The organism is Prevotella sp. P5-64, from assembly GCF_002251285.1.
Lineage (GTDB): Bacteria > Bacteroidota > Bacteroidia > Bacteroidales > Bacteroidaceae > Prevotella.
Map to the genome: position 1 here is coordinate 48,560 of NZ_NPJK01000016.1, position 14,576 is coordinate 63,135.

Genomic DNA, 14,576 nt, shown 5'->3' on the forward strand with positions numbered 1-14,576 from the left:
TAACAAATATGGAGAACAACCAGAATTATACCGAGCTCGAGATTATACGCTCACAGATGGCACAATTCAAGGAGCAGCTCGACAAGCAGAAGATAGTGAACGAAAAACTCATCATCAAGTCGATGAAAAGCAGCATGTCGTGGATTAAGAAATTTGTATACATAGAGATATGCTCTCTGCCCCTCATCGCCATCGCATGGCTGGGCATCAAGATGTATGCCAACCTCTCATGGCTGAACTACGGTTTCCTCATGACGGTATTGGTCATAGACATCTTCGCCGACTATCGTATCAACATCTCTGCGTTGAGCGATGCAGACTATAGCCGGAACAACCTGGTCACCACAATCACAAAACTCACACACATGAAACGTCTGCGCGTCATCCAGATGATGTTTGAGATACCTGCCATCGTGGTGTGGCTGGTGTGGAGCGGCATCGAGGCGCTGACACATCTGCCTGCGGAGGCTTTCGAGTTTGAACAAAATTCCATATATGCCGGTATTGTAGGCGGTATCATTGGTGCTATCGGCGGCATCGTCCTCGCCTATCGCATCTTCTCGAAAATGCAGCGCAGCAACGATGAGGTAATAAGACAAATCAACGAGCTAAACGCATAGGTGCGCATAAGCAACAGACGCAAAGACAGACATCACAACTGAAGTGTCGCCAGCAACGATTTGCTTGCGATGCTTCAGTTGTTTATTATATATAGGTGTGCCTATGGAGATGAGCTAACGCGCTCTGCGGATTGACCAGACGATTACGCCCGGTCATAGACATTCGGGGAGAAGACTGGACAGTGGTTAGGTCGATATCACCCAAACTATCAAATAATGTGGGCACATCTCTGATTATGGCCAGAAAGGCGGCATCAGCCAATAACAGGGTAAGATAGTTAGCAGTTACAGGCAAATGAGCTTAATTCGGACATACACAAAAGTGTAATTCTTCCGCCATCCACCTCGGAAATACACTTTTGTGTCAAAGGCGTCGTCGCCGTTTTCCCTACTTTTGCACTCAGAATAATATAAAAGTACGGAAATATGAACAAGAAACTGATAGTCGCAGCATTGTGCCTCACGGCAATGACGCAGACGATGGCACAGAATATCACTGGTAAGGTGATGGACGCCAAGGGCGAGCCTTTGGCGTTTGCCAATGTAGTATTATTGAACAGAACAGACTCGGCGTTCGTCAAGGGCGCAGTGAGTGGAGAGGATGGCAGCTTTGTCATCGACTCTTCCTGCAACGGCGGAATCATCAAGGTGACATCCGTAGGCTATAAGACCGTCTGCAAGGATTGCACAGGCGAGAATGTAGGCATCATCAAGATGGAAGAAGACAGTAAGATGCTCGGCGAAGTAGTCGTGAAGTCATCCCTGCCTAAGACCATCCTGAAGAATGGTGGAATGACAACAACCGTTGTCGGCTCCATACTTGAGAAGGCAGGAACAATGGAGCACCTGCTTGACCGCATCCCTAACGTGTCTGCCCAGAATGGCAGCATCAAGGTATTCGGACGCGGTGAGCCTGTTATCTATATCAATGGACGACAGATGAGGGATAAGAGCGAGCTGGACCGTTTGCATTCCGATAACATCAAGTCGGTGGAAGTCATCACCAATCCTGGTGCCCGTTACGCAGCCAGCACCAAGGCGGTCATCCGTATCACGACGAAGAAGATACAAGGCGAGGGCTTCGGGGTTGACGCTACAACAGAAGGATCGTACGACGAGAAAAAGAACATTGGAGGATATGGCAGGCTGAATATGAACTATCGCAAGAATGGATTAGAGCTGGGCGCATACGCCTTTGGAGCAAAGCAGTACCAGCCAGACAATAAAGACTTACAGCAGAAGACTTATCTTGACAAGACCTGGAACCAGAAAAGTGAGATAAGACAAGTAGGTATTATCGAAGCCATGAACTTTCGATTGGATGCCAGCTACCAGTTGGATGCCAACAACTCTATAGGTGCCAACTTTGGTTTTCTTAGAAATCCTAAGCAAACATGGAACGGCGATATGAGTTCTTCTATATTGCAAGACGAAGAATTGTCTGAAAATTCTGATAGTCATGCTGATTTCTTTTGGCAGAAGAATAATCTTTCAAGCAATATTTACTATGTAGGAAAGATTGGTAAGCTCAGCATCGATTTCAATACAGATTGGCTATGGTCGAAGGAATACCAGAACGATGTTACCAAAGAGCAATACCAGGAAGTGGGGATGAATGCACAAAGCCAAACGGCTCATAGCTTGACTAACAAGGACTATCATCTGCTCGCTTCCAAACTGGTGCTTTCTTACCCATTATTAGGAGGTAATTTGTCTTTGGGTGGTGAATATTCCAATACCCATCACACTTCCAAGTATCAAGTAGTGCCAACTAACTTGGTAGCGGATGACGACAGCCGTATTACAGAAAGCATGACATCTTCATTCTTGACCTATTCAAGAGATTTCGGTAATCTGAGTTTGGAGGCAGGACTGAGATACGAGTACATCGACTTCAATTACTATGAATATGGCAAGTATGTGCCTGGGCAAAGCAAGTCGTACGGCAATTGGTTCCCATCGCTTAGCTTATCGATGCCTGTAGGCAAGGTACAGATGCAATTGAGCTATGCAGCCGACATTAATCGTCCTTCCTATCATAATTTGCGCAGTGGCATTCAGTATGACAACCGATACACGTATGAAACGGGAAATCCATTTCTGGTATCTCAGATAAGTAGAAATCTCAACTACGAGTTGGCTTACAAATGGTTGACATTCGATATGACCTACAGCCATACTTCCAATCCGATTATATCCACAGTGGAGACTTATAAGGATAATCCTGCAATAGGCTTGATGAAGCCAGTAAATGGGAATTCGTATAATGACGTAGCTGCATCCATCAACTTGCGCCCTTCGTTTGGCATCTGGTACCCTTCGCTTACAGCATCCATTGATAAGCAATGGTTTGATATGGAGACGCACGATGGGAAATCACTCAACAAGCCAATGGCTTCATTCCGTTTTGACAATACGCTCAACACCAAATTAGGAATGTTTACATGGATGATGTCGTATATTACAAAAGGCCATAATGAGAACCTGTATCTGTACAAGCCTATGTTTTGTACGAATGTTTCCGTATATAAGGCTTTCTTGAAAAACCGTTTGTCGTTTCAGCTCTTCATCTATGATTTGTTTGGAACAAACAATAGTCACATGATTGCTCATTTTGGCAAAATGAAGGACATGGTTGTTGATATACAGTCAACAAGCAAAGTGTCGCTTACTGTACGGTATAAGTTCAACATAACAAGAAGCAAGTATAAAGGTACAGGTGCCGGAGAAAGCCAGAAGAACAGAATGTAATCTGTCTGCAGCATCCGGTAATGGTGTAATGACAATAAATCTCTCTATAAATGAACAATCCAATAAAATTGTTGATTAGTGGCGCAGACATGGGAGGCTTGATAGCCTCCTGTGCCTTGCGCCATGACTTCCATGAAAGCCCTCGGCAGGAAGATAGATTTCATATCTATCGCATAGGAAAGGATACGCTGACGATGGAAGATGTGGATGCATGCGACTTGTCGGGCATCCGGTATGCAGTGAATGCAACCTTGCATGACAACGAAACCTCGTTTGCTTTCGATGAAAAATGCAAGGAGCTGGGCATCACCGTTATCCATGCCGTCAATCTTGGCAAGGCAGCCTTTCTCGCTGTAGAAAAACCGAAAGGCTATCCATTCAGCGAAGTAGTGAAAAGAGAAACTGATGATTTCCGTTGCTCATTGGGCAAGTATATCTCGCAGTACGGTATGTTCTGGCAGATGCCTACACCTTGTGAAGCCATCAGGCACTATTCTGAGAAGTCTTTTCCGCAACTGGGCATCGGGACATATATTGCCGCCGGCTATTGTGCCAATATCCTCGTTGACCTTGCAGAAGGCAAGGAGGTGAAATACTTCCCCAAGTTCTATCTCTCGCCATCGTTGGAAGAGATATGATTCATATATCAGGAGTTTTAGGAGTTAACTTCCATACAGCCTGACATTATATCATCTGATAATTGACGGCATGAAACAGCGCCTCGGCAATGTTCTTCACGCCCATCTTTGCGAAAAGGTTGCGCTTGCAAGCCTTTATTGTATCCTCCGATTTGCAGAGTCGGTCGGCGATATTCTTCATCGTGTAACCTTGGGCAGACAATCTCAAGACATCTCTCTCGGTCTCGCTCAAGGTTATGCCTTCTTTCTTTTCCCACTTGTGGCGCGAGGTGGAATATTCATAATAGCTACTCTCACCATTCTTCTGCATAATGATATGTCCTGGTTCATCAGTAGCTGCCAACGATACGGTGCAGAGGGCGAGCCAGATTCTTCCGTCTTCAGATAGGAGGATAGGAGTAAGGTGATGATGAATCAATCGGCTGTGTCTGCCATTGATAAGATGAAAGTCGTATGAGATGGTATAGTCCAGCCGGTCGTCCACAGGCAATTCGTTGAAAAGGTCGAAACCCTTCTTGTTCACTTCGCGCAGCATCTGCAGGTCGTCTTCCGGAACATGGTCGATATACATCTGATAGCCGGCCTCTATCAGTTGCTCGGGTTCCAATCCGCAGAGATAAGCGAGGTTGTTGGATGCATAGACGAAATCCTGATGAAAATAGTCGATGATATAGACGCACTGGTAGGTGCTACGAGCAAAAGCCTTTACTGCATTCACCAATACTTCTACCTTGGCGTAATCCTCCTTACTGATATGATTCACCTCGTTGGAACGGAGGAAGAAATTGCCTTTTTCTTTATTCATAAGCCACTTGATTATTATCCTCGCCTACAAAAGTACAGCATTTTCCCCAATTATGCGTCTACAACATCGCTTAATTATGGGGCAGCAGGCTGTTTTTTTACCCGTTGGAGAATACTTATGGCGAGCGTACAGCCAAAACAGCGACCTACGCCGAAGCGTAAGTCGCTGTAACAGAAGCGTGGACCAGACTGGGCTTGAACCAGGGGCCTCCAGATTATGAGACCAATAGAATGATAGTCCGTGATATTTTGTTATTATAAACTTTTGATGATAATCAACGAGTTATCTCCACTTGATATATTATACTATACCATTGAATATCCATGACTCAAACAGTTTGTTTACGCATTGTTTACGCAGATATCGGAGGAATTCTCTTAACCCACACAAACACTTTATTCAGAGGCTATAAATCCAAACTGTTTTCTTTGAGCAAGAAATCGAAAAGCCCGATTGTAAGAATACCTTCTTCATTTCGACGGGGCATGATGTGGTCTTTAACAATGATAATCTTCTTGAAAGAGTCATCTATGCTCATCAGTGATCGGGATTCTTGTATCTCTTCCATGCCATTCCTTATTTTTGCCAATATTGGCATTTTTTTGGTAATGCAAAGGTAGCGGATTTAATTCAGGTCGACAAACCTTCACGACTAAAAAAGGTCAATGTTGGCATTTTTTAGTCGTGCAATATAGTATGTACACGGAATTTTTGGCAATATTGCCACTTTTTCCCTGTATTAGATAGTGTACGACTCGTTTTCAAGTCTAATTTATGCTTCTACAGCAAGTATGATAGTTAAACAATCTCAAAGAAACTCCATTTATTTGGCAATCTGTAAAAAAGCCATTACCTTTGTCATCGCCTTATGTATTTAGGGCAAGCCATGACCATAAGGGTGTTCTTTCCTATTATTGGGGAAAGTGAGTTTACCAAACCTTCGTAGAAGGGTTATTCTATTCCGTGAATCGTTGTGTAATGGAAATCATTATAAGCAACATACTGTCAGTACCTATAAATCGTCAGAATCTATCTGTATTTGGTATAAAACTCTACCACCTACAGAACGATATACATACAGGTAAGTAACACCAGCTTCTAATCTCTCCGTATTTCCATCTTTCAGAGCCTGAATCATAAGTGCTTTGCGCTGATTGATAAATTCAGCGGTTATTACGGATTCGTCTATTTCTTGAGTGTAATCATAATAAAAGGTTTGTGTGTTTGTCGCCTCATCATATGAAACATGGGTGAACAATGTTCCTTCTGCTTCTATAATAGGCAGTCTGGCATTAGTCTCGTCTATTTCTTCCTGTGTTGGCAAAACATTATTGTCTTTATCATAAATATCATTTGGCCAAGATTCATCTAACGATGATGTACAGATTTCATCTGCCTGCTTTTCATCCCTTAAAACATAAGATTTTTCTTGATAACGCACATATATCATTATACCCCAGGCTAAAATCAACAATGAAACGATGCTATAAGCAACATTTCGAGATTTCAGTTTCGTGAAAACACATAATAAGCATCCTAACAAAAAAGCTACGCCACCTGTAAACGAAAAATTCCACATCCATTCCTGGACGTCACATAACGTATAAGGAAATAATAAATATGCTATCAAAAAAGGAATCAGACCCCCAAAAACCGCCATTATTGTACCCAATATTACCTTAAAAAATTTCAAGACAACCCTTTTCAACTTATAATATGAAGTGTTGCTGTATGACACTTTCACACCGCAATAGATACAATACTTTGAATCAGCATCAATCATATAGCCGCAGTAACGGCAATATGATTGATTATTACAGTTTTGCATATACTTCTATTTGTTTGTTATAGCTTTTTTCCGCATTTCTTACAGTACACAGCGTCCTTGTTAGCCACTTTTTCCCCACAGAAACGACAATATCTCATTTGGGTATGTTCTTTTTCTTGCGATGCCACATTTATTGCATCCGCAGACATAGCCGTCGTTGTAGGCGTGCTTTCTGCGGTTTCTGCCGGTTTTGAAATGTCTTCTGCCATTGTGCTGTGTGGCATATAGCGAGTATCTTCATCCTGTGATATTTCATTTTCCTCAATTCTTACTGGAATACAGGATGTGTGCTCCATTTGTGCCTCTTTTAACTTTTTCAACATAAATGGGTTACGTCCATACTCATTGTCATCATCGCTTGGAAATATATTTCTTATATTGATGATAATAAGCCCTACCCAAACTCCCAACAAGCACCAGAAGAAAGCTCTGGCAGACCACCCCGTATCGTGCAATCGTCTTACGCATACACAATAGTTCGGTACCACTGTAAATGCAAAGAACAACATCCATACTATGGCAAATGCACCAGCCGTATCGCCTTTTGTCGCAAACATCATAGTTATACCGAATATTATGACACACCACCATAATAATTGAAACCACCAATACTCTGCACGTGTGGCACGCCCTTCACTGTCAAAATACTTTTTGAAGCACGTCTTGATTGATTCACTAAATGTCATCATGTTAATTGATTTTTATAGTTGATAATATTTTTTCTATAAGAGGCTTGTATAAACTCTCATGACACGAGTCGTAACCGAATGATATACTTGCGCAAGCGTTTGTTCCGTTTTCTTGATACGACAGTATTTTCACGACAACTGGGTCGCCTGTGGAAAGAAAACCCCCAGAAGCGTAATGGCTGTAATTTATTTCGCCAAAACGTTTTCCATTGACATTTACTATTGAGAACCCTTGCCATTTAAGAATGACGATTCCGCTCTGCGCCAACGAATACGTCATTGCATTGTTCGCCTCTTCATCTGTCACATCATATATACTTTCGTCTTGTTGCCCTATTGATACGGAAATAGAAAAATATCCACTGTCTGTGTCCAGTTTGTAGACTTTCAAATTGTCGTTTGTAGACAAAGTCTCTTCCAATCGCATGCGTTCCGGCATTTCCAGTTGGAGGGCATCTCCAAAGAAATACCATGGTTTCATTTTAATATGCACGGGCATGCTTTTTATTATTCCCTCATTCCAACTTTGCAAATTGCGAATCAAGTCTTTCTGCTTTTCGTGCTCGGCGTAAGTTAGTTGTCGCCGAACATTCATTGCGTAAGAGTCTGTTTTCAGCCGACCACGCTTTTGTATAGTTGCCGCTGTCCAATTGCCCTCCCCGTCAAATTGGGTATATTTGAAAAAGGTTGTGTCAGCAGGAGTATACGTTTCGTCGTATGCTTGCAATTTTAGATGATTGTATTTGCATACTATCATATCTATATCGCCTCTTTTGTTATAGGTTACAAACCTCTCAAAGATTAATTTTCCGTCATGCTCATTCTTTTGTTTCACGATGCGCCCCATACTGTCATTTTCATAACTCCAGCCATCAGCCAACTCATTTACATTAATATTTATAGGATTATATAATGTTAGCGGTCGTGTAATTTCTGGATTTCTATATATCGTGTTTCCCATATTGTCAAACACAATAAGTTCAGACAGTTTACCTGCTTTGTCAAATGTCATTGAGCTTTGTCCACAGAACGAATACACTGCGTCATTTCTGATACTGCGATGGAAATCAACCTTATCTATATCTGTGTACAGCCATTCACTTATGGGGATTGTTGTCTGTGTCGAAACCTCAAGTTTCACAACATTGCCTTTTATATTCAATCGATTCAAATCTGTCTGTTCATCAGTGGAGCATGCCACAAGAAAAGCGAGCAATCCACAGAATAATATACATTTCATTTTCATGATTATTTAGCTGTTACTGGTATTGTTGGTTCTGAGCTATATTTTTCATCATAGTTGTTCCACTTCTCCTTGTAAATAAAAGCGTCTGATGACCCATTGATTTGCTGGAGATTAACGTCAACTACACCACTTATCCTTACAGGGGCGGTATAAAAAACACCTGTATTTTGAAGAAATATTAGCAATAGTTCAATAGTAATAGCTATAAATACGCTCAGAAATAAAACATCTCTTATTTGAGCATAATACATTTTCAGAAAGCTTTGTTGTTTGATTATTTTTCCCCCACAAAACGTACAAAACTTAGAATCATCAGGGATTTCTTTTCCACAGTTTTTGCATTTCATAGTTCCAAACATATCTCCTTTGACTCCTTAGGAGAAATTTAAACGTTATACAATAGTTTGATATACAAAAAATAAGAAACGTGGAGCCAGTCCTGTCACTCGTCCCACAGTGTAAAGGCCTTCGCATTGCCCTGCCAGTCGAAACGAGCAACGCCGAAAGCCCCACGTTGATGTAAGTATATAATTCCCCCAATGACAACGAACAGTATAACCATCCGAAACCAATAAGGGCTGTATACAATACACCCCATGAGGCGTTCCCGTTGCTTTGTTTTTGACTAGCAGTTGAGAGTTTGCGAAGTTCTTACACTGTCAAAACCAAAGCGTACAGTTACGCCTTATTATGTATATGTCTACCCAACCTCTGCCCATCGGGGCTTTCGGTATGAGTATAGACATCGCAAAGATAAGGCTTTTGCATGACAATGTATCATGTTTCAATGAAAAATTTATTGGAATGAAGCAAATTTCTTCAATCGCATATTAAAACAAGACATGATATAACATCTTATGGAATGATGGGGAGTTTCATAAAATATCACAGCGTAAACATCCAACAACTCAAACAGTTTGTTTACGCATTGTTTGCGCAGAAACCCAAAACAGCGGCCTACGCCTAAGCGTAAGTCGCTGTAATAGTTGGGCTAAAATCAACAAGAGAGAAGAGTTTTCATCAACTCATTTGCCAGTTTGTCGTCTACAACTTTTATCACATTATCCTCTTCCGTTGCATAGCCAAGAGCATTTATAACGCCATACCACACAATGCTTTTGTCTATGATAGTTGTGCACAGTTTTACTTCTGGCAATATTCTTACAGACAATCCTCTTTGCAGAAGGTATTCTGTTTCAAGGGTATTTGTTGTCGTAATAATGAGAACTTCGATTCCAATATGAGCCAACTCGCTCAACTGATTGACCAGAACATTACGCTCTACCCTATATAACTTGGGAGAAGAAACAACGATGGAGCGCTTGGCATCTCCAATACTTGAAGAGTAAGGACGGTAAAATGTTCTACCGTTGAATATCTGCTCCATACAAATAGGTACGCCTATATCTTGCACATTGTCAAACAATGTGGGTGAATGTCTGGAAATGATTTTATATCCAATGGAAGCGTAACCCTTCAGTCGTTTCCTGTACATATTATCGCAGACAGGTTCATGAATGTCAATGTAATCATAGATGCGCACATCTTTCTTTCCATCGTTTTCGCGGTGCAGTCGCCCTGCGTACTGGGCTATAAGCCCTTTCCATGAAACAGGAAGGGCAAGGAACAGGGTGTCAAGGCGAGGATAGTCAAAACCTTCGCCTACATATTTTCCCGTAGCGACTATCGCCAAAGGTTCTTCCTTGGAAATCTCATGCAGGTGTTGCAGCGTCTCCCGTTTCTCTTTCGTGCTTCCTGTCCCTGTCAATGTGACAACATTCTTCACTTTATCCCTCACCTTTTCGGCTAATATGGTGACATGAGCAGTTCTGTTGGTCAGAATGATTGGCGTTCTTCCAGCTTCAACAGCCTTACACACATCTTCTACTATGAGCGTATTGCGTATCTCGTCTTCTGAAAGCAACTGATACAATGTCGTTATAGACTGTTTGTCATCAGTAATGGAACGATATGATGTGAATCGAGGAATGAGATACCTCTCAAATGATTGGTTTATCATCTGACTTTTAGCATCAGCTGAGAAACGAATGGGGCCACACTGCATGAATATAATAGGCTGATGTCCATCCTTGCGGATAGGGGTTGCCGTCAAGCCATAAACCGTCTGCGCCTTTACGCCCTTCAGTACATTCTCAAATGTTACCGAAGATACATGGTGACATTCATCCACTATTACCATTCCATAGTTTTCAACAAAAGGCTTTACACTATCGCCATCAAGACATGACTGGATGAGTGCGACATCAACAATGCCATGAAGTGAGTTGCCTGTAGAGTCGAGACAACCTATCGTGGAGAATTTCTTGCGACGACCACGCTTCTTCGGCATCGATGGATCTACATAGTCAATACTCAAGAACTCCGTCAGGCGTTCATGCCATTGGGCAAGCAATGCCTTCGAATGAACAAGAATGAGTGTACTCACCATTTTTCGTGCAATGATTGCGGCCGCTGTAACTGTCTTTCCAAATGCAGTAGTAGCGTAAAGCACGCCATTGTTGTGCATTAGCAATGCGTTGATTGCTGCCTGTTGTTCTTCTCGTTCTTTACCTTGGAAAGAAACAGATATCGGTGTACCGTGGTTGGTCTCGTCAACAATATTATACTTTGCTCCATTCTCATTGAGAAAAGAGAGTATTGCATCTTCACATCCACGGGGCATGGCGAGATAGTCGTCAGTGATGTCAAAACATGAGATAATGCGAGGGGTGGAATATGTGGAAAGTCGCAGTGTCTGCTTGCTATAAAACTCCGGATTCTTGAATGATGCTATTCTTTTAAGGTGATTCAGAACTTTTGCCGAAACAGCCTTTAGCGGAATGTAAATCTTATCGGCCTTGGTGACTTCTATTTCAGAATAAAAATCGCCCTTGGAAATGTCTTGTGGTATAGGTGTAACCCAAGGCTTGCTCTCACTTGAAGTGGTGAGTGCTCCAAGTTCTTCACAGACATGTAGATTTAGCAGCATGTCAACTTCAGTATCCTTCATCTTGTTGATGTGATAAAGGAAAGCCCACTGGTCTTTGTACGCCAGGAAATCGTCATCTACGAAAACACTATTCCGACTTTTGCGAGCCTGTCCCTGCAATGGCAAGGCGACCAAGTTGCCAAAGCCTCCTTCGGGCATTCTGTCTTGGTTTGGGAAAAATCTATCGTATGAGTTGAAGGACATACGACCATTATGTCGCATAGCCTCTGTAAGGATGGCATTCCCTAATCGTCTTGCCTTGAAAGCCGGTATTGGCTCTTCAAAGAAAATCCACACATGGGCACCATTGCCAGAGCGCGAGCGTTCTATGGCATAAGGAATTTTCCACCCTTTGCATACTCCTACAAATGCAAGAACTTCGTCTTGATAACCATGCTTGCAGCTCTTGTCATCGAAATCGGTGCAAAGAAAGGCGCAGTTGTTGTCGGGCATTATGGCATACAGTCCGACAACATCACAACAGTTCTCGTCCCTGCCCTCCAAATGACGATATAGGTCTTGGTAAGTAAGTGGCGCAAAATGTCTATTAGGACAATCTGCACATTTGAATTTCTTTTTGTCACATACGCCTCGCCTCCACTCGTTGATACAGACAGGTTGGTAACCGCTCTTGGCAGTTGTTTTGCTGAACCATCTTCGCGCAAACACATCTTCTCTGCCCTTGAACAAGGAATGAAAAATGGCGACACGCTCCTCTATGGAAAGTTTGACGGATGGGAAGGCGAAGGGTGAATATACAGCCTCCTTCTCTTCTGCGTGCTTGGGCTTATATTCAATGCCGTGCGCATGTAGAAGCAATTTCAACTCTTCGTTTTCCTGACGAAGAGCCTCATTCTGCTGGAGAAGATGGTTGTATTTCTCTTGAATGTCTTCCATAATAAGAGTCTGTCTTGAGGGTTTATGTGCGGAAACCTCACGAAATTTTTCTGAAATAAAAATTTTCCGCAAGCTCACCAGTGACTGTAATAGACTGATTGTCAGCACAAATACATATTACATATGTAGACTTAGCTTATACCTCACGGAAAAGTGCTTGTAACCTCACGGAATTTAACTATTTTTCCGTGAGGTGCCATACGGAAGTAACTTCATTCCTTTCAGTCCATATTTTTCCTGCTTTCCTTAATCGTTTAAGCAAATAATCCAATTTATTGTTCTTCTGTTTGTCGTCCAACTGGTCAGGCAGCACATCCCAAAGCAGATGAACAATTTCTGATTTCGTCAACGATCCATGATCCTTCAATGAATCAAGCAGCAATGCCTCGCATTTCTTGTCATCCAATCCCTTGTGCTTGGAATATTCTATCTTCTGGTCTGTCACTTGGGCAATATCCTTTGCTATGAAGATATATGGTTTACCATAGCTTTTACCAGTGCTGGGTTGCGATAGTGCCTTGATGTTTTCTCACCAGTTATATATTGGCTATTGTACAAAAGTATTACATCAAGCGGTAGGCGACCAGCTGTCGTGTATGTAAGAAGGACGGAAATATGATGCAAAGACAGATTTCTTTTGAGAAGCACGAAAGTTAAATCTACGATAAAACGAGAAAAACAGACCAACATTAAAGGCATCCTTTCTCGTTTTATTGAGATTATTTCTTCAAGAAGCCATAGTCGTACACTTTAGGCTCTATGTGAGCAGCAAGTAGTTTCATGGACTGTCTGAGGTCGGCAAGCAAGGCATTATAGGTTGCATCCTCGCTGGTGGAGTTCATCTGCACCTTTCCACTCTTTGTGGTCTTTGTGCCTTGGAAGTGCATCTTTATATCATAGTAAGAAGCATTAGGGTTGGCTCCTGCTTGTTTGTGATAGTAACGCCATAGATCTCTTCCGGCATCCAATACAGCTTGTGCTTCTTGTGAAAACTTCAAAGGTTCTGTTGGAGTGAATGAATTGCCATCTGGTGTCTGAGCTTCTTGCTCTGTAAATAGGTCTTGTATTGTTCCTTCTTGCTGAGGCTTTTCCTCTTTCACTTTACCCATGATGAAGTCGTGCATAAAATGACTCTCGAAGTTGTCTTGTGCACCGACCTCTTCCTCGCTGAATGGAATCCAATGGTTAGTACCATGCTGGCTTTGGATGTTGTTGCTGTTGCTAAATAGGGTGAAGACAAGACAGTTGTTTTGAAACTCTCTGTCACTCTTCCATCCATCGTTAGGATAAAGGAATTGGTCTCGGTCATTAAGCCATGTGGCTTCTATACTGTGTCTAACAGCAAGATATATGGAGATTTCTTTGATATTCTTGGTTGTTATCCATGTACCACGTGGATGTGGTAGCTGTTTTTTGTCGTTGATTATAAAAATGTAATTTGTGTTCTGAAAATCATTGCCTTTAGCAGACATGAAACCAATGTTCCTCTCTCCAGGTCTATTCCTTGTAGAAATAATCCAATCGTTTATAGAATTGAAACTGTCGTATGCAATGAGTGTCTTATTTCCAAGGCAATTTCCTTTTGCATCAAAAATGTCAGTAATGGTTTGTGTAAAGATGGTTTCTTCTCCAAGATGCCAAATAAAGAAACCAATTGGGAATTCTCCCTTTACGTTATCGAAGCTATTGGCAGGAACTACAAAATTTCGACCGAGCTTCGCTCGGAAAGCCTGGCGGAAATCACGAAAGTTCGGTGCTTGCTCAATTTTCAAAGTTGAAAATTGAGCAAGCACCGATGTAGGGATTTCATCATAAATCCTCATGAAGAACTGTGCGAATAGTTCTCGTCCTGCAATTCCGATTTTGTTTATCCCAAATCGGTCATTAGAAAAAGTTTCTTGTCATTTTCTAATGACCGCCATTAGAAAAACAGCTTTGTATATGCTTGATTTATAAATATTTACTAACTTTACCACGAAAAAAAGGATATACTCCGATGCGAAACTGTGACATAAAGTTTGTAAATAAGGAAATAACACCTTTTGGTGGTCTTTCCCTGTTCTTCAAAATGCTTGAGAAATGCCATTTTGAAGAGCATGTTATGCAAAGTGGT

At 41.9% G+C, this 14,576-nt stretch carries 11 protein-coding genes; 3 read left to right on the forward strand and 8 right to left on the reverse strand.

The window, feature by feature from the left end; genetic code table 11:
* Positions 1–8: 8 nt before the first annotated feature.
* From CIK87_RS03630 to CIK87_RS03640, 3 genes are all read left to right on the forward strand, one after another.
* Positions 9–620 carry a hypothetical protein gene (locus CIK87_RS03630; RefSeq protein ID WP_094385550.1) on the forward strand — a complete coding sequence of 204 codons (612 nt, stop codon included), beginning with the start codon at positions 9–11 and terminating at the stop codon, positions 618–620.
* A gap of 426 nt (positions 621–1,046) precedes the next feature.
* Positions 1,047–3,371 (forward strand): TonB-dependent receptor domain-containing protein, encoded by a 2,325-nt coding sequence (locus CIK87_RS03635; protein WP_094385552.1) that lies wholly within the window; start codon positions 1,047–1,049, stop codon positions 3,369–3,371.
* 50 nt (positions 3,372–3,421) lie between these two features.
* Entirely contained in the window at positions 3,422–4,009 is a 588-nt protein-coding gene (locus CIK87_RS03640) for a hypothetical protein (RefSeq protein WP_144008093.1), read from the forward strand.
* Positions 4,010–4,055: 46 nt separating this feature from the next.
* On the opposite strand, the gene CIK87_RS03645 is transcribed toward CIK87_RS03640, so the two are convergent.
* The 8 genes from CIK87_RS03645 to CIK87_RS03685 form a co-directional block, all read right to left on the reverse strand.
* On the reverse strand, positions 4,056–4,814 hold the full coding sequence (locus CIK87_RS03645) for a helix-turn-helix transcriptional regulator (RefSeq protein WP_094385556.1): 759 nt from the start codon (positions 4,812–4,814) through the stop codon (positions 4,056–4,058).
* Positions 4,815–5,826: 1,012 nt separating this feature from the next.
* Positions 5,827–6,474, reverse strand: coding sequence for a hypothetical protein (locus CIK87_RS03655; protein ID WP_144008094.1), 648 nt, complete (start codon positions 6,472–6,474; stop codon positions 5,827–5,829).
* A 185-nt stretch (positions 6,475–6,659) separates the two neighbouring features.
* A complete protein-coding gene (locus CIK87_RS03660) occupies positions 6,660–7,331 on the reverse strand; it encodes a DUF805 domain-containing protein (RefSeq protein WP_094385560.1) in 672 nt (223 codons plus the stop codon).
* A gap of 1 nt (position 7,332) precedes the next feature.
* The gene (locus tag CIK87_RS03665) at positions 7,333–8,571 is read right to left on the reverse strand and encodes a hypothetical protein (RefSeq protein ID WP_144008095.1); all 1,239 of its coding nucleotides are present in this window, start codon (positions 8,569–8,571) and stop codon (positions 7,333–7,335) included.
* A gap of 8 nt (positions 8,572–8,579) precedes the next feature.
* Complete coding sequence (locus tag CIK87_RS03670) at positions 8,580–8,936, reverse strand: zinc ribbon domain-containing protein (RefSeq protein WP_094385564.1); 357 nt, start codon at positions 8,934–8,936, stop codon at positions 8,580–8,582.
* Positions 8,937–9,574: 638 nt separating this feature from the next.
* Positions 9,575–12,463 carry a DEAD/DEAH box helicase family protein gene (locus tag CIK87_RS03675; protein WP_094385573.1) on the reverse strand — a complete coding sequence of 963 codons (2,889 nt, stop codon included), beginning with the start codon at positions 12,461–12,463 and terminating at the stop codon, positions 9,575–9,577.
* A gap of 178 nt (positions 12,464–12,641) precedes the next feature.
* On the reverse strand, positions 12,642–12,869 hold the full coding sequence (locus tag CIK87_RS03680) for a hypothetical protein (RefSeq protein WP_144008096.1): 228 nt from the start codon (positions 12,867–12,869) through the stop codon (positions 12,642–12,644).
* 313 nt (positions 12,870–13,182) lie between these two features.
* Positions 13,183–14,286 (reverse strand): hypothetical protein, encoded by a 1,104-nt coding sequence (locus tag CIK87_RS03685; protein ID WP_094385568.1) that lies wholly within the window; start codon positions 14,284–14,286, stop codon positions 13,183–13,185.
* Positions 14,287–14,576: the final 290 nt, after the last annotated feature.

Excerpts from the sequence above, each read along its gene's own strand:
- CIK87_RS03630 (WP_094385550.1), top strand. The coding sequence starts at position 9 with ATGGAGAACAACCAGAATTATACCGAGCTCGAGATTATACGCTCACAG.
- CIK87_RS03635 (WP_094385552.1), top strand. The coding sequence starts at position 1,047 with ATGAACAAGAAACTGATAGTCGCAGCATTGTGCCTCACGGCAATGACG.
- CIK87_RS03640 (WP_144008093.1), top strand. The coding sequence starts at position 3,422 with ATGAACAATCCAATAAAATTGTTGATTAGTGGCGCAGACATGGGAGGC.
- CIK87_RS03645 (WP_094385556.1), bottom strand. The coding sequence starts at position 4,814 with ATGAATAAAGAAAAAGGCAATTTCTTCCTCCGTTCCAACGAGGTGAAT.
- CIK87_RS03655 (WP_144008094.1), bottom strand. The coding sequence starts at position 6,474 with ATGGCGGTTTTTGGGGGTCTGATTCCTTTTTTGATAGCATATTTATTA.
- CIK87_RS03660 (WP_094385560.1), bottom strand. The coding sequence starts at position 7,331 with ATGATGACATTTAGTGAATCAATCAAGACGTGCTTCAAAAAGTATTTT.
- CIK87_RS03665 (WP_144008095.1), bottom strand. The coding sequence starts at position 8,571 with ATGAAATGTATATTATTCTGTGGATTGCTCGCTTTTCTTGTGGCATGC.
- CIK87_RS03670 (WP_094385564.1), bottom strand. The coding sequence starts at position 8,936 with ATGTTTGGAACTATGAAATGCAAAAACTGTGGAAAAGAAATCCCTGAT.
- CIK87_RS03675 (WP_094385573.1), bottom strand. The coding sequence starts at position 12,463 with ATGGAAGACATTCAAGAGAAATACAACCATCTTCTCCAGCAGAATGAG.
- CIK87_RS03685 (WP_094385568.1), bottom strand. The coding sequence starts at position 14,286 with ATGAGGATTTATGATGAAATCCCTACATCGGTGCTTGCTCAATTTTCA.